The sequence below is a fragment of the Streptomyces sp. NPDC005485 genome (assembly GCF_040606085.1).
GTDB lineage: Bacteria > Actinomycetota > Actinomycetes > Streptomycetales > Streptomycetaceae > Streptomyces.
The window spans coordinates 24457-47816 of sequence record NZ_JBEXDZ010000064.1 but is presented as its reverse complement, the minus strand read 5'-3'; the positions used below and the strand labels follow the sequence as shown (position 1 = coordinate 47816).

At 71.2% G+C, this 23360-nt stretch carries 18 protein-coding genes and 1 pseudogene; 5 read left to right on the top strand and 14 right to left on the bottom strand.

Annotated elements, in window-relative coordinates; genetic code table 11:
- Positions 1-454: 454 nt before the first annotated feature.
- The 4 genes from ABZS97_RS22220 to ABZS97_RS22205 all read right to left on the bottom strand — a co-directional run bounded on the left by ABZS97_RS22220 (position 455) and on the right by ABZS97_RS22205 (position 6481).
- Entirely contained in the window at positions 455-2215 is a 1761-nt protein-coding gene (locus ABZS97_RS22220; protein ID WP_356140028.1) for an NAD+ synthase, read from the bottom strand.
- A gap of 73 nt (positions 2216-2288) precedes the next feature.
- Positions 2289-3893, bottom strand: coding sequence for a multicopper oxidase family protein (locus ABZS97_RS22215; protein WP_356140027.1), 1605 nt, complete (start codon positions 3891-3893; stop codon positions 2289-2291).
- Positions 3894-4041: 148 nt separating this feature from the next.
- Positions 4042-4476 carry a DUF6153 family protein gene (locus tag ABZS97_RS22210; protein WP_356140026.1) on the bottom strand — a complete coding sequence of 145 codons (435 nt, stop codon included), beginning with the start codon at positions 4474-4476 and terminating at the stop codon, positions 4042-4044.
- Positions 4477-4579: 103 nt separating this feature from the next.
- Complete coding sequence (locus tag ABZS97_RS22205) at positions 4580-6481, bottom strand: S53 family peptidase (RefSeq protein WP_356140025.1); 1902 nt, start codon at positions 6479-6481, stop codon at positions 4580-4582.
- A gap of 337 nt (positions 6482-6818) precedes the next feature.
- Between ABZS97_RS22205 and ABZS97_RS22200 the strand changes: the two are divergent.
- Positions 6819-7031, top strand: a pseudogene (locus ABZS97_RS22200) (sigma factor); the annotation flags it as partial.
- A 261-nt stretch (positions 7032-7292) separates the two neighbouring features.
- Here the strand turns inward: ABZS97_RS22200 and ABZS97_RS22195 are convergent.
- Complete coding sequence (locus tag ABZS97_RS22195) at positions 7293-7925, bottom strand: DUF305 domain-containing protein (RefSeq protein WP_356140024.1); 633 nt, start codon at positions 7923-7925, stop codon at positions 7293-7295.
- A gap of 5 nt (positions 7926-7930) precedes the next feature.
- Positions 7931-8593, bottom strand: a complete 663-nt coding sequence (locus tag ABZS97_RS22190) for a DUF3105 domain-containing protein (protein ID WP_356140023.1) — start codon at positions 8591-8593, stop codon at positions 7931-7933.
- A 416-nt stretch (positions 8594-9009) separates the two neighbouring features.
- Between ABZS97_RS22190 and glnA the strand changes: the two genes are divergently transcribed.
- Positions 9010-10371: a type I glutamate--ammonia ligase gene (gene glnA / locus ABZS97_RS22185; protein ID WP_356140022.1), complete on the top strand. Its 1362-nt coding sequence runs from the start codon at positions 9010-9012 to the stop codon at positions 10369-10371.
- Positions 10372-10602: 231 nt separating this feature from the next.
- Positions 10603-10845 (top strand): hypothetical protein, encoded by a 243-nt coding sequence (locus ABZS97_RS22180; protein ID WP_356140021.1) that lies wholly within the window; start codon positions 10603-10605, stop codon positions 10843-10845.
- Positions 10846-10938: 93 nt separating this feature from the next.
- On the opposite strand, the gene ABZS97_RS22175 is transcribed toward ABZS97_RS22180, so the two are convergent.
- The 5 genes from ABZS97_RS22175 to ABZS97_RS22155 all read right to left on the bottom strand — a co-directional run bounded on the left by ABZS97_RS22175 (position 10939) and on the right by ABZS97_RS22155 (position 16352).
- Positions 10939-12456, bottom strand: coding sequence for an FG-GAP-like repeat-containing protein (locus ABZS97_RS22175; RefSeq protein ID WP_356140020.1), 1518 nt, complete (start codon positions 12454-12456; stop codon positions 10939-10941).
- Positions 12457-12562: 106 nt separating this feature from the next.
- Positions 12563-13582 (bottom strand): TolB-like translocation protein, encoded by a 1020-nt coding sequence (locus ABZS97_RS22170; RefSeq protein WP_356140031.1) that lies wholly within the window; start codon positions 13580-13582, stop codon positions 12563-12565.
- A 14-nt stretch (positions 13583-13596) separates the two neighbouring features.
- Positions 13597-14898 carry an MFS transporter gene (locus tag ABZS97_RS22165; RefSeq protein WP_356140019.1) on the bottom strand — a complete coding sequence of 434 codons (1302 nt, stop codon included), beginning with the start codon at positions 14896-14898 and terminating at the stop codon, positions 13597-13599.
- 1 nt (position 14899) lies between these two features.
- Positions 14900-15790: an alkaline phosphatase family protein gene (locus tag ABZS97_RS22160; protein ID WP_356140018.1), complete on the bottom strand. Its 891-nt coding sequence runs from the start codon at positions 15788-15790 to the stop codon at positions 14900-14902.
- A 112-nt stretch (positions 15791-15902) separates the two neighbouring features.
- Positions 15903-16352 carry a VOC family protein gene (locus tag ABZS97_RS22155; protein ID WP_356140017.1) on the bottom strand — a complete coding sequence of 150 codons (450 nt, stop codon included), beginning with the start codon at positions 16350-16352 and terminating at the stop codon, positions 15903-15905.
- 138 nt (positions 16353-16490) lie between these two features.
- Between ABZS97_RS22155 and ABZS97_RS22150 the strand changes: the two genes are divergently transcribed.
- Positions 16491-19487: a bifunctional [glutamine synthetase] adenylyltransferase/[glutamine synthetase]-adenylyl-L-tyrosine phosphorylase gene (locus ABZS97_RS22150; protein ID WP_356140016.1), complete on the top strand. Its 2997-nt coding sequence runs from the start codon at positions 16491-16493 to the stop codon at positions 19485-19487.
- On the opposite strand, the gene ABZS97_RS22145 is transcribed toward ABZS97_RS22150, so the two are convergent.
- Complete coding sequence (locus ABZS97_RS22145) at positions 19438-20382, bottom strand: DMT family transporter (protein WP_356140015.1); 945 nt, start codon at positions 20380-20382, stop codon at positions 19438-19440. The two genes, ABZS97_RS22150 and ABZS97_RS22145, sit on opposite strands and share 50 nt — an antisense overlap.
- 71 nt (positions 20383-20453) lie before the next feature.
- Here ABZS97_RS22145 and ABZS97_RS22140 point away from each other — a divergent pair, with 71 nt between their 5' ends.
- A complete protein-coding gene (locus tag ABZS97_RS22140) occupies positions 20454-21347 on the top strand; it encodes a LysR family transcriptional regulator (RefSeq protein ID WP_356140014.1) in 894 nt (297 codons plus the stop codon).
- Positions 21348-21359: 12 nt separating this feature from the next.
- Here the strand turns inward: ABZS97_RS22140 and ABZS97_RS22135 are convergent, their stop codons facing one another.
- Together ABZS97_RS22135 and ABZS97_RS22130 are read right to left on the bottom strand one after the other, a co-directional pair.
- Complete coding sequence (locus ABZS97_RS22135) at positions 21360-22217, bottom strand: phosphatase PAP2 family protein (protein ID WP_356140013.1); 858 nt, start codon at positions 22215-22217, stop codon at positions 21360-21362.
- Between the two features lie 108 nt (positions 22218-22325).
- Positions 22326-23360: a LacI family DNA-binding transcriptional regulator gene (locus tag ABZS97_RS22130; RefSeq protein ID WP_356140012.1), complete on the bottom strand. Its 1035-nt coding sequence runs from the start codon at positions 23358-23360 to the stop codon at positions 22326-22328.

Genomic DNA, 23360 nt, shown 5'->3' with positions numbered 1-23360 from the left:
CGAGGCTTCGCCGGCCACCCGGCGGCACACGCACCCCCGCAGCGCGGGTGGGCAGCCGCCCTGAACCGCACGATTGCCCGCAGCGACGCGGCTTCGCCGGCCATCCGCCGCCCCACGCACCCGCAGTGAAGCGGCGTCCGCGCGCCCCCACGCACCCGCAGTCGCGTACGCACGGAAGGGTCCGTGCCGGTACGTCTCTGCCCGTCGCGTAGCAGGCTCCCAGCCAAGTTTCGCCATGCTCGGCCCCCGGGCAGTACGCCCACGCGGCGACGGGCAAGACGTACCGGCACGGACCCGACCCACCCACCGCACCCCCTGCGACAGGCGCCCACGCCAGCAGACGGCACGGACCCGACCCACCCACCGGCCCCCACGCGAACGGCGCCCACGCCAGCAGACGGCACGGACCCGACCCACAACACAACACACCGCACCGCGAACGGCGCCCGAGGCGTCAGGCGCCGCCTGCCTCCCGCCACCGGTTCGTGATCGGCAGTCGGCGGTCCTTGCCGAAGCCCTTTGCGGAGATCTTGGTGCCCGGCGGGTACTGGCGTCGCTTGTACTCGGCCGTGTCGACCATCCGGAGCGTCTTCACGACGAGCTCCCGATCGAACCCGGCCGCAACGATGGTGTCGGCCCCCTCGTCCCGGTCGACGTACCGCTCAAGGATGGCGTCCAGGACGGGGTAGTCCGGAAGAGAGTCCGTATCGACCTGGTCGGGACGCAGCTCCGCACTGGGCGGCTTCGTGATCGAGTTCTCCGGAATCGGCGGCGTCTGCCCCCGCTCCGCCGCCGCCCGGTTCCGCCACTCCGCGAGCCGGAAGATCGACGTCTTGTACACGTCCTTGATGGGCCCGTACGCCCCCACCGAGTCGCCGTACAGCGTCGAATACCCCACCGCCAGCTCGGACTTGTTCCCCGGAGCCAGCACGATGTGCCCCTCCTGGTTGGAGATCGCCATCAGCATGGTGCCCCGCAGACGGGACTGCAGGTTCTCCTCCGCCAGCCCCGTCAGCCCGAGCGACGACATATACGCGTCGAACATCGGCTCGATCGCCACGGTCCGGAAGTTCAGCCCCGTCCGCCGCGCCAACTCCGCCGCGTCGCCCTTGGAGTGGTCCGACGAGTACTTCGACGGCATCGAGACGCCGTACACGTTCTGCGCGCCCAGCGCATCGCACGCGATCGCGGCGACGAGCGCGGAGTCGATCCCGCCCGACAGCCCGATGAGAACGGACCTGAAACCATTCTTCGCCGCATACGCCCGCAGCCCGACCACCAGCGCCGAGTACATCTCCTCGTCGTCGTCGAGCCGCTCCGCGTACCCGCCCGCGAGCTCGGCCTCGTACGCGGGCAGCGGTTCCTCGGACAGGACCAGGCGCTCGATGCGCAGCCCGTCGTCGACGACACCCTCCACCGGCGACGCGGCGGCAGCCGGAAGATCCAGGTCCAGGACCACGCAGCCCTCGGCGAACTGCGGTGCCCGCGCGACGACTTCACCGTCGCGGTCGACGACGATGGAGTCCCCGTCGAAGACCAGCTCGTCCTGCCCGCCGATCATGGCGAGGTAGGCGGTGGTGCACCCGGCCTCCTGGGCCCGCTTGCGGACCAGCTCCAGCCGGGTGTCGTCCTTGTTGCGCTCGTAGGGCGAGGCGTTGATGGAGATCAGCAGCCCGGCCCCGGCGGACCGGGCGGCCGGTACGCGGCCGCCGTCCTGCCAGAGGTCCTCGCAGATGGCGAGGGCCACGTCCACCCCGTGCACGCGCACGACCGGCATGGTGTCGCCGGGCACGAAGTACCGGAACTCGTCGAACACGCCGTAGTTCGGCAGGTGGTGCTTGGCGAAGGTCAGCGCCACCCGCCCCCCGTGCAGCACGGCGGCGGCGTTCCGCGGGGAGCCGGCCGGCTGCCCGTACTTCGGCTGCGCGGTCTCGGACCGGTCGAGGTAGCCGACGATCACCGGCAGCTCTCCGAATCCCTCGTCGGCGAGCCGCGCGGCCAGGTCGCGCAGGGCCGTGCGGGAGGCCTCGACGAAGGACGACCGCAGGGCCAGGTCCTCGACGGGGTACCCGGTCAGCACCATCTCGGGGAACGCCACCAGGTGCGCTCCCTGCTCGGCGGAGTGCCGGGTCCAGCGGACGATCGCCTCGGCGTTCTGGGCGAGATCGCCGACGGTCGAGTCGATCTGATTCAGGGCGAGGCGTAGTTGAGGCACGCGGCCCAGTGTAATCGTCAGTGCGACACAATGGGCGTGGGGCGCCCCACGTCGACGCGCCCCACCCCCGAAATCAGCGGCTGCGGTACCCGAGCACCGTCATCATCCCGGCCTCCGAGTGGTACACGTTGTGGCAGTGGACCATCCACAGCCCCGGATTGTCGGCGTCGAAGTCGACGGTCAGCGTCCCGTTCGGCAGCACGACGGCGGTGTCCTTGCGCGGCCCGCCCACCACGTTCGCCAGGGCGAAGGTGTGCCCGTGCAGATGGACGGGATGCCACATCGAGGTCGAGTTGGCGAAGACGAGCCGCACGCGTTCCCCGGCTCGCACGGGATGCCGCTGATCCGCACGGTAGGGCTTCTTGTCGAAGGCCCAGTCGTACTTCGCCATCCCGCCGGTGAGCTGGAGCCGCACCGTGCGGTCAGGCTCCTTCTCCTTCAGCGCCACCGAATCGTCCGCCTTCAGCTTGTCGGCGGTCAGCAGCCGTCCGTCCAGTTCCCTCGGGCGCCCGGCGGCGGAGGGCGCCGAGCCGCCGCCGGTGCGCAGCAGCGCATGCGTCGACGCCTTCTTGCCCTCGGCGAGCGCGGTCAGCGGGAAGACGCCGTCGCCGGCGGTGACCAGGACGTCGTAGCGCTCGCCCATGCCCAGCAGCAGGGCGTCGGTCTTCGCGTGGCGCACGGGGAAGCCGTCCGTGTGCGTCACCGTCATCTCGTGCCCGCCGAGGGCGACCCGGAAGGCGGTGTCGCCGCCCGCGTTGATGATCCGGATCCGGACGCGGTCGCCGGGTCGGGCCCGGAAGACCGAAGGCGCCGCCGCCGTACGCCCGTTGACCAGGTAGTACGGATACGCGACATCCCCGGCGTCGTTGCCCAGCAACTCGCTGTCGGCGCCCGTCATCATGCGCGAGGGCCCGGAGGAACCGGACGGCTTCGGCGACGCGTCCATCCGCATCGCCATGCCGGACATGTCGTGCCCGGAGTGGTCCATGCCGGCGCCGTCGCCCATCCCGCCGCGCAGCTCCGCCAGCACGGCGTCCGGCGTGGATCCGTCCACCCCGTCGACCCAGTCGTCGAGGACGACGACCCACTCCTTGTCGTACGAAAGAGGCTCCTTGGGGTCCTCGACGATCAGCGGCGCGTACAGGCCGCGGTCCTGTTGGGTGCCCGAGTGCGGATGGAACCAGTACGTCCCCGCGTGCGGAACGGCGAAGCGGTACGTCAGGTCCGCCCCCGGCTTGACCGCGCGCTGGGTGAGACCGGGTACCCCGTCCATGTCGTTGCGCAGCGCGATGCCGTGCCAGTGCAGGGAGGTGGCCTCGGGGAGATGGTTGGCGAGCGTGAGGGCGAGGGTGTCGCCGGCGGTGACGCGGACCTCCTTGCCGGGCAGCTCGCCGCCGTACGCCCAGGACCTGACCGTAGGGCCGCCCAGGTCGAGGGAGGCCGGGGCGGCGGTGAGCCGGACCTCGCGGAGGGGGCCGGAGCCGCGCTTCTTCTCGGCGGCGGCGACCTCGCTGCCCGCCGGGTCGACGTACCCCTTCGGGGCGGCGGGGGAGCCGCTGCCGTTCCCGCTGTTTCCGTCGTGGCCCGCGTGGCCGGAGCCGGAGCAGGCGGCCAGGATTCCCGTGCCGGCGGCGGCGATCGACGCACCGAGAAGGGTGCGACGCGTGTGAGTGCGCATGACTGAGTGACACCTCGTCGTGGTGGTGTTGCGTGCGGATGGGCGCTTCCGCCGCTCGTGGTGCACCGCGCGACATCTTGAGGTTCCCACCTCGCGACGCGGAGGTTCCCCCTCCGTACGGGCAGCCCTGAGCGGCCGGTGCGCCGGCCTAGATGCGCAGCACCGACAGACGGGACAGCAGGGTTCTCGGCGGGGGTGGGGCGGGCCACAGGGCGCGCAGCACCCGCGACAGCACGGCGGGGTGGACGGCGGCCGGGCCCGGGCGACCCAGGGCTGTCGCGAGCAGCAGGAGGAAGAGGGTGAAGCCGCCGAGCAGGACGGCGAGGCAGACGGAGAGCGGGTCCATGCCGCTCATCGGCGGCATTTCGGTGGTCAGCGCGTCGAGGCGCACGACGGCCTCGGTCATGTCCTGCGGGCCGGGTGTCGCGTCCATGGCGTGCGAGGCGTACGACATGTGCCCTGCGCCGGTGTCCTGCCCGTGCCCCGACGGATGCCCCAGCGTGTGCATGGTGAGGATCCCGAAGAGCAGCGCGGCGAACAGCAGCAACCGCTGCCCGTACCGCCCCCTGCCGCTCGTCGTCATGCCCGCACCTTACCCCCGCCCGGTATAAGGGGAGCTGAAACACGTACGCCCGCCCCTCGTCTCCGAGGGGCGGGCGCAGAGCTGTCGTCAGACGGTCAAGCCGTCAGTGGCGACGGTAGGACTCGACGTATCCGGTGGTGGGCGAGCCCACGCCGGTGACGTCGTCGTAGCCCTTCACGGCCTTCAGCGAGGCGTCCTTGCCGAGGCTGCGGACGGAGGTGAGCAGGCCACCTGTCGCGTCGTAGCCGTTGGCGAAGTCCACGCGTGCCACGGCGAGTTCGGTACCCGTGGGGGTGTCCGTCACGTCGTGGTACAGCTTCGACCCGTACTTCGAGTAGATCGACGGGTTGGCGAAGCCGATCGGCTTGCCGCCGCGGGCCTCCTGCGCCAGGGCCTGGACGGCCGCGATCACCGGGGAGGCCAGCGAGGTGCCGCCGATCCGGTACTCGTCGTACGCCTGGGTCCCGTCGGGGAGGGTCTGCGTCTGGCCGACCTTGAAACCGGTGTTCGGGTCCGCGATCGCCGCGATGTCCGGGACGACCCGGTTACCGGCCGCGTTGTTCAGCTTGGCGAGCGCGTCCGGCACGACGCCCTTCTGGTAGTACGGCGCCGGCACGGTCTTGCTGGTGCCACCGCCCGCACCCGAGGTGTAGGCGCCCGGGAAGTCGGTCCAGCTCTTGCCGTCCGCGGACAGCGAGGCCTTCTCGGTTCCCCAGCCGGTCTCCCACAGGTACTTGTCGCCCTTGCCGACGGCCAGCGAGGTACCGCCGACCGCGGTCACCCACGCCGAGTTGGCCGGGGTGTCGACCTGCTTCACACCGGTGTTGGCGACCTCGTCGCCGTTGTCACCGGAGGAGAAGTAGAAGCCGATGCCCTCGACCGCGCCGAACTGGAAGACCTGGTCGTAGGCGGCCGCGAGGTCCGGCGTCTGGTTCGCCTCGATGTCGCCCCACGAGTTGGAGACGATGTCGGCGAGGTGCCCGTCGACGATCTTGTTGAGCGAGTCGAGCAGATCGTCGTCATAGCAGGACGCGGCGCCGACGTAGGTGATGTCCGCGCCGGGCGCGACCGCGTGCACGGCCTCGACGTCGAGGGTCTCCTCGCCGTACCAGCCCGCGGCCCCGCACTCCTCGGTCTTCGTGTACTTCTTCGGCAGGACCTGCCGCAGCTGGCTGCTGCTGTAGGCCGCGTCACCGTGCTTCTTGGCGTAGGTGGCCGCGTCGAAGGCGATGGTCGGCGAGGCGTACGCGTCGGTGATGGCGACCCGCACACCCTTGCCGGTGCGCTTGCCGGCACCGTAGGCGGCACGCAGCTGCTTGCCGGTGTAACCCTTGACCGCGTACGGGATCTTCTGGCCGTACGCGCTCGGCAGCGTGCTCGCGGTGTTCGAGCCGTAGTACGACGAGAACGGCCCGGAGTTGCGGAACACGGCGTCCGGCGGCGGCAGCTGGTCCTTGTGGCTCGCCTTGTGCGGGGCGTTGTCCAGGCCGGTGACGGTCAGGACGGCGCCGTTCAGGGCCGCGGGGGCCGAGGCCGTCTTCGACGGCGCACGGTAGGTCTTGCCACTCTTGGCGTAGTTGTGCAGCTGGGTGCCGAACGCCTTCTCGGCGGCGGCCACGTCACCGGTCACGGAGACGTAGTGCTGCGTGGTGCCGGTGACCGTCAGACCCGCCGACTTCAGCCACGACTTCACCGCGGCGACCTGCGCCTTGGTGGCGCCGAAACGCTGCTGCGACTTCTTGGCGCTGAGGTACTTGCCGTACGAGGCCGAAGACGGGTCGGACACGGCCTTGGCGTACGCGGCCAGACCGGCGGCATTCCGGCCGGCGAGGTAGACCCGGGCGGAGACCTGGGAGCCGTTGGAGGTGGCCCCCTTGTCCGCCTTCGCCGTGGCCCACGCGGGCCTGGTGCCCGCGAGCGTGTCACGGCTGGGGCTGTCCGCGGCCTGAGCCGCGGGTATTCCGACCGCCAGCGCACCGGCGAGCAGTGGCAGTGTCGCTGCCATGCTCACTCCGGCGCGTATTGCGGTGCGACTGGATCTCATAGAACCCCCTGCGATGCGGTTCTTCGCATGTGTGGTCGTTCGTGATCGGTGAACCGCTGTGCCGAAAGAGGACACAGGGGATGGATCACGCTCGGGGTCACTCTGGCGATGAACCGTTCATGCCAGGGGATGGAAAAGGTCAAGGAAACCTCAAGTGGCCGCGAAAAAGGGGTTTTTGGGGTGATATGGAGAGGGTCTTGCTCCAGATCGAGGGTTATCCCTATGTCCGGGAAAAACCTGCCGTCAAGGGAACCCCGTCTTCTGTAAGCGCATCGCGACCCCGCGGCGTATAGAGGGTGTGAAGCAGCTGGAGTTCGAGGAGTTCTACCGGTGCGGCCGGGACGTCTGCCTGCGGGCGGTCCTCGCCGCGGTGGGCGACCGGCAGCCGGCCGAGGGCCTGGTCGCCGAGGCGTTCGCCCGGGCCTGGGCGTCATGGCCCAGAGTGCGCGGCCACCCCGCCCCGCGGGCCTGGGTGGTGCGCACGGCGCTCAACACCCGCGTCTCGTGGTGGCGTCGGCGCCGCCACGAGGTCGCCCTCGACGGCCGCGACGCCGAGACCCCGGGGCCGGACCCCGCCGGCCTCGACCCCACGCTGCCGGCCCTGCTGCGCGGGCTGCCGCGGCGGCAGCGGGAGGTGATCGCCCTGCGGGTCTTCCTCGACCTCGACACCGCGACCACCGCGCGGACGCCGGCGGAACTGACGAACCGTCGGCGGAGGGGTGATGGGGCCCGGGCACTGCCACGGACCCCATCACCCCTCGCCGGACAGGCCCTACTGGTCCGCCGTCGCGCCGCGCGCCTTCAGCATGTCCGCCATCAGCTCGATCTCCGACTGCTGCGCGTCGACCATGCCCTGCGCGAGCTTCTTCTCCACGTCGACCGTGCACTTCTCCACGCAGCCCTTGGCCATGTGGATGCCGCCCTGGTGGTGGGAGGTCATCAGCTGCAGGTAGAGGATCTCGGCCTGCTTGCCGCTCAGCGTGTTCAGCTTCTTCAGCTGGGTGTTGGTCGCCATGCCGGGCATCAGCGCGCCGTCCTTGCCGGAGGCCATGTCGCCCATGCCCATCCACGTCATCGGCGCGGCCGACGACACCTTCGGCAGATCCCACAGATCGAGCCAGCCGAGCAGCATGCCGCGCTGGTTGGACTGCGTCTGTGCGATGTCGTACGCGAGCCGCCGCACCTCCTCGTTCTTGGTGCGGTCGCGCACGATGTACGACATCTCGACGGCCTGCTGGTGATGGACCGCCATGTCCCGGGCGAAGCCCGCGTCCGCGGAGTTCGCGGACGGCGCGTCCGTGTCCGAGCCGCCGTCCTCCGCGACCGCGTAGGTGATGGCACCGGCCGCGACGAGCACCGCCGCCGAGGTTCCCGCGATCCAGCCGACCTGCTTCATCTGACGCATCCGGCTCACTGCGCGAGACCGTTGGTGCAGGCGGCCCCCGGCTCCGGGGTCTGCTTGCCCTGGACGTACGCCTCGAAGAACTTGTCGACGTTCGGGTCGCTCGCGCTCGTGACCGTGCGCTGGTGCGCCCAGGCACTCATCATGATCGGGTCCTTCTGGTCGGCGACCGGGCTCATCAGCGTGTACGGGGTCTTCTTGACCTTCGCCGCGAGGGCCTTCACGTCGGCGTCCGAGGCCTTGCTGTTGTACGTCACCCAGACCGCGCCGTGCTCCAGGGAGTGCACGGCGTTCATGTTCTTGATCGCCTTGGTGTAGACGTCGCCGTTGCAGTTCATCCAGACCGGGTTGTGGTTGCCGCCGACCGGGGGCTCCATCGGGTAGTTCACGGTCTTGGTGACATGCGTACGGCCCAGCGTGCCCTTCCAGGTCTTCACGCCGTCCTTGCCGGTGACGAAGTGGCCCGACGCCTTCGAGTCGCTCGAAGCGCTGTCCTTGTCGGACTGCGACTGCACGAGCACGACACCGCCGACGACCAGCCCCACGACCACCACCACGCTGGCGCCGATGGTGAGGATCCGGTTGCGGCGCTCACGTGAGGCCTCGGCGCGGCGCATCTCCTCTATGCGCGCCTTGCGCTCGGCGGACGTGCTGTTCTTGGCGGAACCCATGGCGAGTCCTTATGGGGGAAGGGGCGACGGACGAATCGGGTTCGCTGATCGTAGTGGGACAGGAGGGACGGCACGTAGCGAGGGCACGGGAATGGCCGAAGCGGCGGCTTTCGTCCCGATAAACGGATGTGCCCCGCCGCCGCGCCGCGAAGGCCGCCACCCCGCGCCGGTGGCCCCGAGGCGGTCGTATGCAGAGACAGTGGGGGCCGGGGATTACCCGAACGCGGGTGAGCAGGCAGTATGGGCCCCAGAGCAGTACACCTGCCGTACGCGAGGCGTTCAGACCGAGGTCGGCCGGCCGATCATGGTCGGCAACACGCATGAAATGGTGTTGTGGTGGGATGCTCGGGTGCCCCGACCGTCCCCGAGGCGTGGGAGCAGGCGGCCTGACCAGCAAGGATGGGTGGAAGCGGAAGATGGACAAGCAGCAGGAGTTCGTGCTCCGGACACTGGAGGAGCGCGACATCCGGTTCGTACGCCTGTGGTTCACGGACGTGCTCGGCTTCCTCAAGTCGGTCGCCGTGGCCCCGGCGGAGCTGGAACAGGCCTTCGACGAGGGCATCGGCTTCGACGGCTCGGCCATCGAGGGCTTCGCCCGGGTGTACGAGTCCGACATGATCGCCAAGCCGGACCCGTCGACCTTCCAGGTGCTGCCGTGGCGCGCGGAGGCCCCCGGCACGGCCCGGATGTTCTGCGACATCCTGATGCCGGACGGCTCCCCGTCCTTCGCGGACCCGCGCTATGTCCTCAAGCGCGCCCTCGCGAAGACCTCCGACCTGGGCTTCACCTTCTACACCCACCCGGAGATCGAGTTCTTCCTGCTGAAGAACCGCCCGCTGGACGGCTCGCGGCCGACGCCCGCCGACAACTCCGGCTACTTCGACCACACCCCGCAGAACGTCGGGCAGGACTTCCGGCGCCAGGCCATCACCATGCTGGAGTCGATGGGCATCTCGGTCGAGTTCAGCCACCACGAGGGCGCCCCGGGCCAGCAGGAGATCGACCTGCGCTACGCCGACGCCCTCTCGACGGCCGACAACATCATGACCTTCCGCCTGATCATGAAGCAGGTCGCGCTGGAACAGGGCGTGCAGGCCACTTTCATGCCGAAGCCGTTCTCGGAGTACCCCGGCTCCGGCATGCACACCCACCTCTCCCTCTTCGAGGGCGACCGCAACGCGTTCTACGAGTCCGGCTCGGAGTACCAGCTCTCCAAGGTCGGCCGCTCCTTCATCGCGGGCCTGCTCAAGCACGCCGCGGAGATCTCCGCCGTCACCAACCAGTGGGTCAACTCCTACAAGCGCATCTGGGGCGGCTCGGAGCGCACGGCCGGCGCCGGCGGCGAGGCCCCCTCGTACATCTGCTGGGGCCACAACAACCGCTCCGCGCTCGTCCGCGTCCCGATGTACAAGCCCGGCAAGACGGGCTCCGCGCGCGTCGAGGTCCGCTCCCTGGACTCGGGCGCGAACCCGTACCTGGCGTACGCGCTCCTCCTCGCCGCCGGCCTCAAGGGCATCGAGGAGGGCTACGAGCTCCCGCCGGGCGCCGACGACGACGTCTGGGCCCTCTCCGACGCCGAGCGCCGCGCCATGGGCATCGAGCCCCTCCCGCAGAACCTCGGCGAGGCCCTCACCCTGATGGAACGCAGCGAACTCGTCGCCGAGACACTCGGCGAGCACGTCTTCGACTTCTTCCTGCGCAACAAGCGCCAGGAGTGGGAGGAGTACCGCTCCGAGGTCACCGCGTTCGAGCTGCGGAAGAACCTGCCGGTGCTGTAAGCGGGCAAGTGCTCGGGGGCAGGGTCGTCCTGCCTCGGCCACTCTTCGGGCCGGTGGCTGTGAGCCGCCGGCCCGGAGCCGTTTCCGGCCGCCCTTGAGGGGTGCCCATTTGTCATAATTGCCTGCTTTATATTGACATGCGCAATCTTGGCGAGAAGCGTGGGGCGCGAAGACGGAACAGTCCGGAACTCTCTGCCGCAGGGCCGGGAACAGGACTGGAGGTTGAGCGGCATGACGAACAGATACGCAGCCAAGAGGGTCGCGGCGGCGCTCGGCGCCGGTGCGGCCGTGTTTGCACTGAGCCTCGGCAGCGCGGGAATCGCCGGCGCCTCGATCCATCCGGTGGACACCACATGCACCAACAACGGTGGACACCAGCCAGGCGGGCAGCAGCCGAGTTGCACGGGCGGTGGGCTGACCCAGGACACCGAGAACCAGAACCCCGCCGGTCACGCCCCGCCGGGACAGAACTGACACCGTAGGGGGAGGGGTACTTCCCCGGAACGGAACGCGGGGCCGGCGGTCTTCGACCGTCGGCCCCGCGGTGTGTCGGGTGTGCCCGGTGTGTCAGCGGTTGAAGGACCAGCCCAGGTACAGGACGCTGTTCGCCGTCAGGCCGAGGCCGGTCGGGGAGAACGACTTGGAGCCGGTCGCCGTGGTGCCCGTGGCGCCGCCGGGCAGCACCCAGAGGCCGCCCTCGTGGGTGTTGGACGCCGCGTCGCCGATGCCGAGGACGCCGATCAGCGCGTCGGCACGGCCGTCACCGTTGACGTCGGTGGCCTTGGTGCCCGACCCGAAGGAACCGACGTAGGCCGCGGAGCCCGGCACACCCGGCGTGTTCTGGGTGAACGAGGTGGCACCCGTGCCGGTGAGCCCGCCGGGGCCGCCGCGCAGGACGGTCACCTTGCCCGCGTCGCCGAGGTTGCTGTGGTTCTCGCCGGGGCTGCCGGCGATCACGTCCCCGTAGCCGTCCGCGTTGACGTCGCCGACCGCGACCTGCTTGCCGAAGTAGTCGGAGCCCACGTCGGAGTTGGTGTCGGGCACGCCGGGCGTGTCCTGGCTGAAGTGCACCGGCTTGCGGGTCGGGTCCTGCCCGTTCGTGCCGCCGTACACGACGAGGAACTCGCCCTTGTAGCCGAGGGCGAAGGGCTGCGGGACGACCACGTCGTCCCGGCCGTCGCGGTCGAGGTCGCCGACGGCCAGGCGCTCGCCCTCACGGTGGTTGATCGGATTACCGGCGGGGTCCTTGAAGTAGCCGACGTCCTTGAGGCCACCGGTGCCGCCGCGCAGTATGTGGATCTTGTTCGTCGACTCCAGGGTGCCGGTGTCCCAGGACACCAGCAGATCGCCGACGCCGTCACCGGTCACATCGCCGGTGGCCAGCATGGTGTCGGTGTACTGCGCCGTCTGGATGCCGGTCGCGACGCCGAGCGGAGTGTCGGACGCGGGCGAGCCGGTGCGGGTGAACGGGCCCAGCAGCAGCGTTCCGGCCTCACCGCCACGGCCGTAGGCGACGGCCAGGTCGCGCTTGCCGTCGCCGTTGAAGTCACCGGACGCGAGGTCGTGGCCGGCCAGCAGCCCCTTGACGGCGGGGGTGCCGAGCTTGACGTTCGCCGCGCCGTGCTGGGTCAGGCCGTTCGGGCCGCCCCAGATCAGGGTGACCTGACCGCCGTTGTCCCAGGTGGTGCCGCCGGAGGTGTAGTCCTCGCCGTCGGCCGACACGGCCAGATCGGCGTAGCCGTCACCGTCGAAGTCTCCGGTGGTGGTGGCCCTGCCGAACCAGTCGGTGGACTCGGCGGTGCCCGGGACACCGGCAGTGGCCTGGGTGATCAGCTTGCGGTGGCTGCTGCTGAGGCCGCTCGCGGAGCCGTACAGGACGAGCGCCGCGCCGCTCTTGTTGAGCGTCGAGGTGGAGCGGAAGGGCAGGTTGACGACGACGTCGCGGTACCCGTCGCCGTTGAAGTCGTCCACGAGCGGCTTCGCGGGGGCGGCCGTGGCCGCCTGGGCCGTACCGAAGGCGAGGCCGCCCGCGGCCAGCGTGGCCGTGGCGGCGCAGGCGAGTACGCGCCGGAGAGGTATGTGCACTGCAGGGTCTCCCGTAGTGGTTCGCCGGGGTTGGCGGGGAGATGACCTTTACCCGCGCCCTTTGGTTGTACGGAACCGGGCAGTCTGTCTGTGCTTGCGCGGCCGGTCAGGGCAGGAACGCCGGGGAGACCGCCGCGGTGCTGATGCGCCGCGCCGCCCCCGTGCCGTCCGCCGCGACCTCGTACAGGTCCGCCCCGTAGTCGCCGGGCAGGGCGTAGACGAGGGTGTGGTCGTCCCGCCAGACCGCCTGGTCGTCGACGCTGCGGGACTCCGCCGAAGGGGTCTCGCGCAGCGTGCGCAGATCGAGGACGTACAGCCGCCAGGGCGCGTCCTTCGACAGACCCTTCACGCGCTTCTTGAAGGCGACGCGGGTGCCGTCGGGCGAGAGGGAGGGGCACTCGACGTTCGTGTGGAGGGTGGTGACGGTACGGGCGCGCAGGTCGCCCCGGACCAGGTAGGTGCTGCCCCCGGTCGCGAGCGTCGCGTAGAACGTGCGGTCGTCGGCGGCGAAGGTGACCCCCCAGAAGTTGGCGTCCGCCGCGCGGTAGGTCCGGCCGTCCTTCACGATGCGGTACGCCTCCAGGGACGGGGTCAGCCGGCCCGTGCGCGTGTCGACGATCGCGGCGCGCGTCGAGAAGTTGGTGCCCGCGTACGAGTCGCCGCCCACGAACGCCGTCCACGCGGCGAAGCGGCCGCTCGGGGAGACGCGGGCGCGGGAGGGGATGCCCGGCACGTCGTAGTGCGCCCGTTCCTTCAGGTGCGCGTCGAGGATCACGGCCCGGTAGGTGTCCTGCACCGCGCCGTGCACCGCCTGGAGGCACACCCCGGTGCCCGAGGCGGCGTGGAAGCGCAGGCACTTGACCTTCGACGCCGTGCGCTCGCCCGCCGGGTCCGTCGCCGGGACCGTCGTCAGCTCGTCGCGGTGCGGGCCCCACGCCATGTTCCGGAACACCATCCGTCCGCCGCCGGTCAGCGCGACCGTGCCCGCGGTGATCCGGGGGCCGCCCGGCTGCGCCTGGTTCCTGCGGTCGGCGCGGGCGGATGCGTGCAGGACGGAGGCGGTGGCGACGGCGGCGAGCACGACCACGGCCGCGACGAGCAGGAGGACGCGGTTGCGGGCCGTCATGGCGGTGGTGCCGGTCATACGGAGACCTTCGCGATCGAAGCGGGACGAGCGGGGCGGAGCAGGAACGAGACCGCGGCGCACCCCGCGAGCGCGGCCGCCGCGACGGTGAGCGCGCTGCGGTCGCCCCACAGCGTCCACGCGGCACCGAACCCGATCGAGCACACGAACCGCGCCAGCGCCTGCCCCGTCTGCACCAGGGCGAGCCCGGAGGACCGCAGCTCCTCGGGAACGCTGTCCGACGCGGCGGCCATCAGCACACCGTCGGTCGCCGCGTAGAAGCTCCCGTGCAGCACGAGGACGGCGTACGGCAGCGCGCTCCCGTGCCACGAGGACAGCAGCAGGCCGTACGCGAGGAGCAGGGCGCCGTGGCCCGCCAGGAAGACGTGCCAGCGGCCGATCCGGTCGGCCAGCCGCCCCAGCGGGACCGCCAGCAGCAGGAACGCGGCCGCCGTGCCGAGCGGGAGCAGCGCGAACCAGCGGTCGGGGACGTCCAGGCGCCGTTGCAGCAGCAGATAGACGAAGGAGTCGCTGACCGTGGCGAGGCCCAGCAGCAGGGCGCAGAGGGCGATACGGCGCAGGTCGCGGCGGCGCAGCAGGGCGAGGGCGGCGCGCAGGGTGGGCCGTGGCGCAGCCGTCTTGTCGGGGGTGCCCGAGGTGCGCGAACCGCCCGGCACGAACAGCACCAGGACCAGCACCCCGACCACGGCCACGCAGAAGCTGACGGTGAACACGGCGTCGTACCCGTCCACCGTCGCCCGCAGGATCAGGAAGGCGGCCAGCGGGCCGAGGAGCGCGCCCGCCGTGTCCATGGCGCGGTGCACGCCGAAGGCGCGCCCGCGCGTCTCGGGCGTGCTCGACAGGGAGATCAACGCGTCGCGCGGGGCGGTGCGCAGGCCCTTGCCGGTGCGGTCGGCGGCCAGGACCAGCCCGATCGGGGTGAGGGTGTGGGCCACCAGCAGCAGCGGCTTGCAGGCCGCCGACAGGGCGTATCCGGCTCCCGCCACCCACTTGTGGCGGCCGCCCCCGCGGTCGGCCAGATGCCCGCCGACCAGGCGCACCAGCGCCGAGAAACCGTTGTAGACGCCGTCGAGGAGTCCGAAGCCGAGCGGGGAGAGGCCGAGGCCCGCCACCAGGTAGAGCGGGAGCACCGCGGTGACCATCTCCGAGGAGATGTCGGTGATCAGGCTGACGGTGCCGAGCGCGAGCACCGTGGGTGCGACCGCGGCGCGGCGCCGCCCGGCACGGGGCCGGGCGGCGCCTTCCGCGGACGACGCCGGCGCCGGTGTCGTACCGGCGCGACTGTCCGCTACGTACATGTCACGAGGTCCAGATGCCGGTGATGTCCTTGGCGGAGGCGGCGTTGCCCGCGTGCGAGGTCAGGCCGTGCATGTCCTCCAGGGTGCGCAGCAGGTCGTAGTGGTTGTAGGTGGTGGACGCCGAGGAACCCGCGGTCACCTGCTGGCCGTAGAGAACCGTCGGGATCTTGTTGCCGGCGAGCCGGTTGTCCTCGTCGAAGGTGACGACGAGCAGACTGTTGTGCGTCTTGGCCCAGGTGGCGTAGGCGCCCAGATTGTTCTTCAGCCAGGTGTCACCGGTGGACACCGAGCAGTCGTGCATGTCGCTGCACAGGTTGGGGACGACGAAGGAGACCTGCGGGAGCGTCGTGTAGTCCGTGGGGAACTGCGCGAAGGTCTTCGCGGTCGACGTCGGTACGTTGCTGAAGCCGAACCACGGGTTGTGCTTCTGCGCGTACTTGCCGCTGCTGCACGTCGTGGAACCCTGGCTGGGCAGCGTCTCGTTGTAGCTGCCCCAGGTCTTGCCCGCGGCGATCAGCTCGGAGCCGAGGTTCGCGGCGGAGGAGAAGCCGGGCGTGACGCAGCTGTCGTCCGTGATGCCCTGCGTGGAGCCGGAGAACAGGGCGTAGTAGTTGGGCTGGCTCGGGTGCGTCTCGGCGTACGACTGGGAGAGGTTGGCGCCGCCGGTCTTGAGCGAGTTGATGTAGGGGGCGCTGGAGGAGCCGATCACCTGGCTGTAGGCGTGGTTCTCGAAGACCACGACGATCACGTGGTCCGGGGTCGGGACCCCGGTCGCGGCGTGCGCCTCGGACAAGCCGCCGAGGCCGGTCCACAGGCCGGCCGCGGCCGCGGTGAAGGCGAGGGCGGACGCCACGAGGGCACGGCTGCGGCGGTACACGGTTCTGCCGGACACTACAGACCTCCGGAGTGGGGGAACGAGGGCGGGAGCGGTGCGGACAGAGCATGCACACGCCAACTTTCCCCGGCGCCGCGTTCCCCAACCCCGCGGATGAAGATCGGGTGAACTACTGCGCCGGCCCGGGCTGCGCGGCCAGCTCGGTCAGCAGCCGGTGCAGCGGCTGCTCGGCACGCTTGCGGTACTCCTGGACCGCCCAGCCGTTGCCGTCGGGGTCCTTGAAGTACATGAACGTGCCGCCGTCCTGCGGCGAGAACGCCTGCGGCTCGCTGACCTCCACACCGCGGGCCGTCAGCTCGTCGTACGCCGCCTTGGCGTCCGTGACGCACAGCTGCATCCCGTGGTACGTCCCCGGCTGCGGCGTCCCCGTCGGGACCTGCAACCCGTCCACCAGCGCGATCGAACATCCCGACCCGGGCGGGGTCAGCTGCACGATGCGCACCCCCTCCATCACCTCGGCGTCCAGATCGACATGGAAACCGACCTTGTCCTGGTAGAACTCCTTCGCCCGGTCCACGTCGGAGACGGGCATCAGGATCACTTCGAGCGTCATGTCCACGGTGTGACTCCTCTGTCGTACGCACAGGGCTCTCGCATCGGGCCTTCCATACAGAAGCGGAAACCCGCCCGGGGCGCCACCGTACGGACGCGGGTTAGGCTCAACTCCGTACGACCTTGATCCGACAGGAGGCCGGGGATGACGGCGCCGGGGCGCAGGAGCAGTACCTTCACGCGGCTGCTGCGGCACGGCTTCACCGACCCGTCGGCGGCCGAGCGGCTGCTGGAGAGCGCGGAGCTCGCGCCCATAACGGCCGACCCCGTCCTGCTGGACGCGCTGGGCGCGACCGCCGACCCCGACCTGGCGCTGCTCGGGCTCGTCCGGCTCGTCGAGGCGCAGGGCGGCCACACCGACCGGCAGGAGCTGCTCGACACGCTCATCGCGGCGAAGCCGCTGCGCGACCGGCTCCTCGGCGTGCTCGGCGCCTCCGCCGCCCTCGCCGACCACCTCGCCCGGCACCCCCGCGACTGGCAGGCGCTCGTCATGTACGAGCCGCAGGACCTGCACCCCGGCGTGGCCGAGTTCGAGCGGGGCCTCGCCGATGCCGCCGACCCCGTCGCCCTGCGCGTCGCCTACCGGCGCTGCCTGCTCTCCATCGCCGCGCGTGACGTCTGCGGCACCACCGACATCGCCCAGACCGCCGCCGAACTCGCCGACCTCGCGACCGCGACCCTGCGCGCCGCGCTCGCCATCGCGCGCGCCGCCGCCCCCGACGACGCCGCCCTGTGCCGGCTCGCGGTCATCGCGATGGGCAAGTGCGGCGGCCACGAACTCAACTACGTGTCCGACGTCGACGTGATCTTCGTCGGAGAGGCCGGCGACGGGGCCGACGAGGGCAAGGCCGTCCAGGCCGCCACCCGGCTCGCCTCCCACCTGATGCGGATCTGCTCCGAGACCACAGTCGAGGGCACCATCTGGCCGGTCGACGCCAACCTGCGCCCCGAGGGGCGCAACGGGCCACTGGTCCGCACGCTGAGCAGCCACCTCGCCTACTACCAGCGCTGGGCCAAGACCTGGGAGTTCCAGGCGCTCCTCAAGGCCCGCCCGGTGGCCGGTGACCTCGAACTCGGCGAGCAGTACGTCGCCACCCTCGCGCCCCTCGTCTGGGGCGCCGCCGAGCGCGAGAACTTCGTCCCCGACGTGCAGAAGATGCGCCGCCGGGTCGTGGAGAACATCCCGGCCGCCGAGGTCGACCGCGAACTGAAACTCGGACCCGGCGGCCTCAGGGACGTCGAATTCGCCGTCCAGCTCCTGCAGTTGGTGCACGGCCGGGTCGACACCTCGCTGCGCAGCGGCAGCACGCTGGAGGCGCTGAAGTCCCTCGCCGAGGGCGGCTACGTGGGCCGCGTCGACGCCGTCCAGCTCGACGACGCCTACCGCTTCCTGCGCTCCCTGGAACACCGCATCCAGCTCTACCGGCTGCGCCGCACCCACCTCGTGCCCGAGGGCGACGCCGACCTGCGGCGCATCGGGCGCTCGCTCGGGCTGCGCACCGATCCCGTCGCCGAGCTGAACCGCGAGTGGAAGCGGCACACCTCCGTCGTACGGCGGCTGCACGAGAAGCTCTTCTACCGGCCGCTGCTCGACGCCGTCGCCCAACTCGCCCCGGGCGAGACCCGGTTGAGCGCCGACGCGGCCCGCGAGCGGCTCGTCGCCCTCGGGTACGCCGACCCGGCCGCCGCCCTGCGCCATCTGGAGGCCCTCGCCTCCGGCGTCAGCCGCAAGGCCGCCATCCAGCGCACGCTGCTGCCCGTCCTGCTCGGCTGGTTCGCGGACTCCGCCGACCCGGACGCCGGGCTGCTGAACTTCCGCAAGGTGTCCGACGCGCTCGGCAAGACCCCTTGGTACCTACGGCTGTTGCGCGACGAGGGAGCCGCCGCCGAGAACCTGGCGCGGGTGCTGTCCGCCGGGCGGCTCGCCCCCGACCTGCTGATGCGCGCCCCGGAGGCGGTCGCGCTGCTCGGCGACGGGGACGCGGGCGGGCTCGCGCCGCGAGACCGTGTGCTGCTGGAGCAGGAGGTGCTCGCCGCGGTGGGGCGCGCCGACGGCGGCCGGCAGGCCGTCACCGCCGCGCGCGGAGTGCGGCGGCGCGAGCTGTTCCGTACGGCCGCCGCCGACATCGTCGCCTCCTACGGCACCGAGGAGTCACCGGCCGAGGCCGATCAGGGCGCCCTGGTGGACCGGGTCGGCGCCGCGGTCTCCGACCTCACGGCGGCCACCCTCGCCGGGACCCTGCGGGCCGTCGTCCGCGACGGCTGGGGCGACACGCTGCCCACCCGCTTCGCCGTCATCGGCATGGGGCGCTTCGGCGGACACGAGCTGGGCTACGGATCCGACGCCGATGTGCTCTTCGTGCACGAGCCGCGGGAGGGCGTGGACGAGCAGGAGGCCTCGCGCGCCGCGAACGCCGTGGTCGCCGAGATGCGGCGGCTGCTGGAGGTGCCGAGCGCCGATCCGCCGCTGCTGATCGACGCCGACCTGCGGCCCGAGGGCAAGTCCGGGCCACTGGTGCGCACCCTCAAGTCCTACGAGGCCTACTACCGGCGCTGGTCGCTGGTGTGGGAGTCGCAGGCCCTGCTGCGGGCCGAGGTCGTCGCGGGAGACGGGGAGCTGGGGCAGCGGTTCATCGAGCTGATCGACCCGCTGCGGTATCCGGCGGAGGGCCTGGGGGACGACGCCGTACGCGAGATCCGGCGGCTGAAGGCGCGAATGGAGTCCGAGCGGATGCCGCGCGGGGCCGATCCCACGCTGCACACCAAGCTCGGGCGCGGCGGGCTGTCCGACGTCGAGTGGACCGTGCAGCTGCTGCAACTGCGCCACGGCTGGGAGGAACCGGGCCTGCGCACCACCCGCACCCGCGAGGCGCTCGCCGCCGCGTGTGCCGCGCAGCTCATCTCCTCGGAGGACGCGGCGATACTGGACGAGGCCTGGGTGCTGGCCACCCGCGTGCGCAACGCCGTGATGCTGGTACGCGGGCGGGCCGGTGACACCTTCCCCTCGGACGGGCGTGAACTCGCCGCCGTGGGACGGTACCTGGGGTACGGACCGGGGCACGTGGGCGACATGATCGACGGCTACCGGCGCACTACGCGACGGGCTCGGGCCGTGGCGGAGGAGTTGTTCTACGGGGGCTAGCCCCTGCCCCTGTTCCTGCTTCTTCCGCCTTCCCGCGGCTGCGGGTCATGCCCACCCCGGTCAGCACCACCGCCATGCCCACGAGCACCCGGACCCCCACGGCCTCGTGCAGGACGAGGGCGCCCAGGGCCACCGAGACGACCGGCAGGAGATAGCCGACGGTGGCCGCGCTGGTCGGGCCCTCGTCCGCTATCAGACGGTAGTTGAGGTAGAAGGTGACGCCGGTGCCCAGGATGCCCAGGACGGTGACCGCCAGCAGGGCGGTGGCGTCGGGGCGCAGGGGGCCCGCGGCGGGCAGGGCGAGCGTGGTCCAGGCCGTGGCGGCGAGGAGCTGGGCGGCCGACGTGGCCATGGGGGCCGCGTTGTGGGTGAGCTTGCGGGCCATGTAGGCGAAGGCGATCGCATAGCTCGCGGCCGCGCCCAGCAGGGACAGGGCGCTCCACGACAGCAGACCCGACCGGTGCCACGGGGCGAAGATCAGCAGGGTGCCTGCGAAGCCCAGGGCCAGGCCCGTCAGACGCAGCGGGCGCAGGTCCCGCTCGGTGCCCAGGAGGGCGCCGATCAGAAGGGACCACAGGGGAGTGGTGGCGTTCAGGACGCCCGCGATGCCCGAGTCGACCGTCTGCTCGCCGATGCCGAACAGGGCGAAGGGGATGGCGTTGCAGAAGAGGGCGGCCACGGCCAGGTGGCGCCAGGTCGCACGGTCCCTCGGGAGGCGCTGGCCTGCGCGGCGGGCGAGGGCCAGCAGGACCAGCGTGCCGAGGGCGCAGCGCGTGATGGTGATCTGGGCGGGGGACAGGCCGTGGTTGAGGGCCACTTTGATCCAGAGGAAGCCCGAACCCCACAGAAGGGCGAGCACGGCCATGCGGAGCGACGAGGAGAGGTGGCGGGGCATGGATTCAGGGTCGAGCACTTCACTTGTGAGGACAAGTGAAAAGTGGTGCATGCACTGTTAAGCTCTGCTGCATGCTTGATGTGCGACGCATGCAGGTCCTGAAGGCCGTGGTCGGCAACGGGTCGGTGACGGCCGCGGCGGCCTGTCTGGGATACACGCCGTCCGCCGTCAGCCAGCAGGTCGCCGCGCTGGAGAAGGAGGCCGGGACGGCACTCCTGGAGCGGGTCGGGCGCGGGGTGCGGCCCACCCCGGCAGGGCTGCTGCTCACCGAGTACGCGGACGTCATCGGCCGCCAGGTCGCCGAGGCGGAGACCGCCCTCGGCGACCTGCTCGCCGGGCGCACCGGCCGGCTCGCCGTGCGCTACTTCGCCACCGCCGGGGCGCCGCTGGTGGCCCCCGCGATCGCCCGGATGCGTGCTGAACACCCGCGTGTCCAGGTCGAGTTGAAGCTCATCGACCCCGAGGACCCGCTGCCCGACGTACGGGAGGGACGGGCCGACCTCGCACTGGTGGTGCGCCCGCGCGACGCCGACCACACCGGCGTACGGCTGGTGCATCTGCTCGACGACCCCTACCGCGCGGTGCTGCCCCGGGGGCACCGGCTCGCCGCGCAGCGCGTGATCGACCTCGCCGAGCTGGCCGAGGAGCCATGGGTCGGCAGCGAGCGGGCGGGCCCCTGCCTCGACCCCCAGCTCGACGCCTGCGCCGCGGCCGGGTTCACCCCCGACTTCGTCGTGGAGAGCGAGGACTACGTGACCGCACAGGGCTTCGTCGCGGCAGGACTGGGTGTCAGCCTGACCCCCCGGCTCGGACTGGGCGCACACCATCCCGGCGTCGTGGTGCGCGAGGTGCGGGGCCCCGAGCCCGTGCGGTCGATCTACGCGGCCGTACGGGAGACGGCGCCGCTGGGACCCGCCCTGCGAGGCCTGCTCGACGCCCTGCGGGACGCTGCCCGCGCAGGCTGACGCCCGGCGGTCCTACAGCTTCGTGGACAGCAGGAGCCCGCCCCGCGCGGCCACGGTGCGCGGCAGGGCGTACGGCAGTGATCCGTACCAGAGGCGGGCCACCGCGAAGCCGAAGGCCAGGCAGAGCATGCCGCCCACCGCGTCCAGCCAGAAGTGGTTGGCCGTGGCGACGATGACGGTCAGGGTGGCCGCCGGGTAGAGCAGACCCAGGATGCGCGCCCACGGCGCCGACGCCAGAGCGAAGATCGTCAGCCCGGACCACAGCGACCAGCCGATGTGCATCGACGGCATCGCCGCGTACTGGTTCGACATGTGCTTCAGGTCGCCCGACGCCATCGAGCCCCACGTCTGGTGCACCACGACCGTGTCGATGAAGTCGCCGCCGTTCATCAGGCGGGGCGGGGCCAGCGGGAAGAAGTAGTAGCCGACCAGGGCGACCACCGTGGTGGCGAAGAGGGCCAGACGCGCCGCGGCATAGCGGCCGGGATGGCTACGGAACAGCCACACCAGCACACCCAGCGTCACCACGAAGTGCAGCGTCGCGTAGTAGTAGTTCATGCCGACGATCAGCCATGTCACCGAGTTCACGCCGTGGTTGACGGACTCCTCGACGGCGATGCCGAGATGGTGCTCCATCCGCCAGATCCAGTCGGCGTTGCGCAGCGCCTCGGCCTTCTGCTCCGGCACCGCGTTGCGGATGAGCGAGTACGTCCAGTAACTCACCGCGATCAGCAGGATCTCGAACCAGAGGCGGGGGCGGCGCGGAGTCCGAACCCGGCGCAGGAATCCCTTCTCCGCACGCTCGTCCGCGACGGGGCGTGGAGTGGTCTGCTCCTGGCCTTCCAGTGTCGTCACGGTCGTCTCACCCATAGGCACAGAGTCTGCCAGAAATCCCTTCCCACGCCGATCATCCCCTGGTCGGGTCCACGACGCACGTTCTCCACCCGGGGGAGGCCCCCCATGCGCCCCCGGTCCTCCCTAGGGACGATTCCGGTCCCCAGGGGCAGAAGCGGTCGAACCGCGCACCACCAGCTCCGGCATGAACACGAACTCACTGTGCGGCGCAGGCGTCCCGCCGATCTCCTCCAGCAACGTACGCACCGCCGCCTGTCCCATCGCCGGGACCGGCTTGCGGACCGTCGTCAGGGGCGGATCGGTGAACGCGATCAGCGGCGAGTCGTCGAAGCCGACCACCGAGATGTCGGTCGGCACCTCCAGACCGCGCTGCCGCGCCGCCCGTATCGCGCCCAGCGCCATCATGTCGCTCGCGCACACCACCGCCGTGCAGCCGCGGTCCATGAGCGCGGCGGCCGCCGCCTGCCCGCCCTCCAGCGTGTACAGCGAGTGCTGGACCAGTCGCTGCTCGATGTCGTCGGGGCTCAGCCCGAGCTGGTCCTGCATCGCGCGCACAAAGCCCTCGATCTTGCGCTGGACCGGCACGAACCGCTTCGGACCGAGAGCCAGACCTATGCCGCTGTGCCCCAGCGAGACGAGGTGGGTGACCGCGAGCGCCATCGCCGCCCGGTCGTCGGGCGATATGAACGGCGCCTGCACCTTCGGCGAGAAGCCGTCCACCAGGACGAACGGAACACCCTGCGCGCGCAACTGCTCGTAGCGCTGCATGTCCGCGGACGTGTCCGCGTGCAGCCCGGAGACGAAGATGATGCCCGCGACCCCGCGGTCCACCAGCATCTCCGTCAGTTCGTCCTCGGTGGAGCCGCCCGGGGTCTGGGTGGCGAGCACCGGCGTGTAGCCCTGCCGGGTCAGCGCCTGGCCGATGACCTGCGCCAGGGCAGGGAATATCGGGTTCTCCAGCTCCGGCGTGATCAGCCCCACCAGGCCCTCGCTGCGCTGCCGCAGCCGCACCGGGCGCTCGTAGCCCAGTACGTCGAGGGCGGCCAGCACCGACTGGCGGGTGGTGGCGGCGACGCCCGGCTTCCCGTTCAGGACGCGGCTGACAGTCGCCTCGCTGACCCCCGCCTGGGCTGCGATGTCGGCAAGCCGTGTGGTCAC

Excerpts from the sequence above, each read along its gene's own strand:
- ABZS97_RS22135 (WP_356140013.1), bottom strand. The coding sequence starts at position 22,217 with ATGGGTGAGACGACCGTGACGACACTGGAAGGCCAGGAGCAGACCACT.
- ABZS97_RS22195 (WP_356140024.1), bottom strand. The coding sequence starts at position 7,925 with ATGCGTCAGATGAAGCAGGTCGGCTGGATCGCGGGAACCTCGGCGGCG.
- ABZS97_RS22190 (WP_356140023.1), bottom strand. The coding sequence starts at position 8,593 with ATGGGTTCCGCCAAGAACAGCACGTCCGCCGAGCGCAAGGCGCGCATA.
- ABZS97_RS22205 (WP_356140025.1), bottom strand. The coding sequence starts at position 6,481 with ATGGCAGCGACACTGCCACTGCTCGCCGGTGCGCTGGCGGTCGGAATA.
- ABZS97_RS22215 (WP_356140027.1), bottom strand. The coding sequence starts at position 3,893 with ATGCGCACTCACACGCGTCGCACCCTTCTCGGTGCGTCGATCGCCGCC.
- ABZS97_RS22145 (WP_356140015.1), bottom strand. The coding sequence starts at position 20,382 with ATGCCCCGCCACCTCTCCTCGTCGCTCCGCATGGCCGTGCTCGCCCTT.
- ABZS97_RS22210 (WP_356140026.1), bottom strand. The coding sequence starts at position 4,476 with ATGACGACGAGCGGCAGGGGGCGGTACGGGCAGCGGTTGCTGCTGTTC.
- ABZS97_RS22165 (WP_356140019.1), bottom strand. The coding sequence starts at position 14,898 with ATGTACGTAGCGGACAGTCGCGCCGGTACGACACCGGCGCCGGCGTCG.
- ABZS97_RS22180 (WP_356140021.1), top strand. The coding sequence starts at position 10,603 with ATGACGAACAGATACGCAGCCAAGAGGGTCGCGGCGGCGCTCGGCGCC.
- ABZS97_RS22170 (WP_356140031.1), bottom strand. The coding sequence starts at position 13,582 with ATGACGGCCCGCAACCGCGTCCTCCTGCTCGTCGCGGCCGTGGTCGTG.
- ABZS97_RS22140 (WP_356140014.1), top strand. The coding sequence starts at position 20,454 with ATGCTTGATGTGCGACGCATGCAGGTCCTGAAGGCCGTGGTCGGCAAC.
- glnA (WP_356140022.1), top strand. The coding sequence starts at position 9,010 with ATGGACAAGCAGCAGGAGTTCGTGCTCCGGACACTGGAGGAGCGCGAC.
- ABZS97_RS22150 (WP_356140016.1), top strand. The coding sequence starts at position 16,491 with ATGACGGCGCCGGGGCGCAGGAGCAGTACCTTCACGCGGCTGCTGCGG.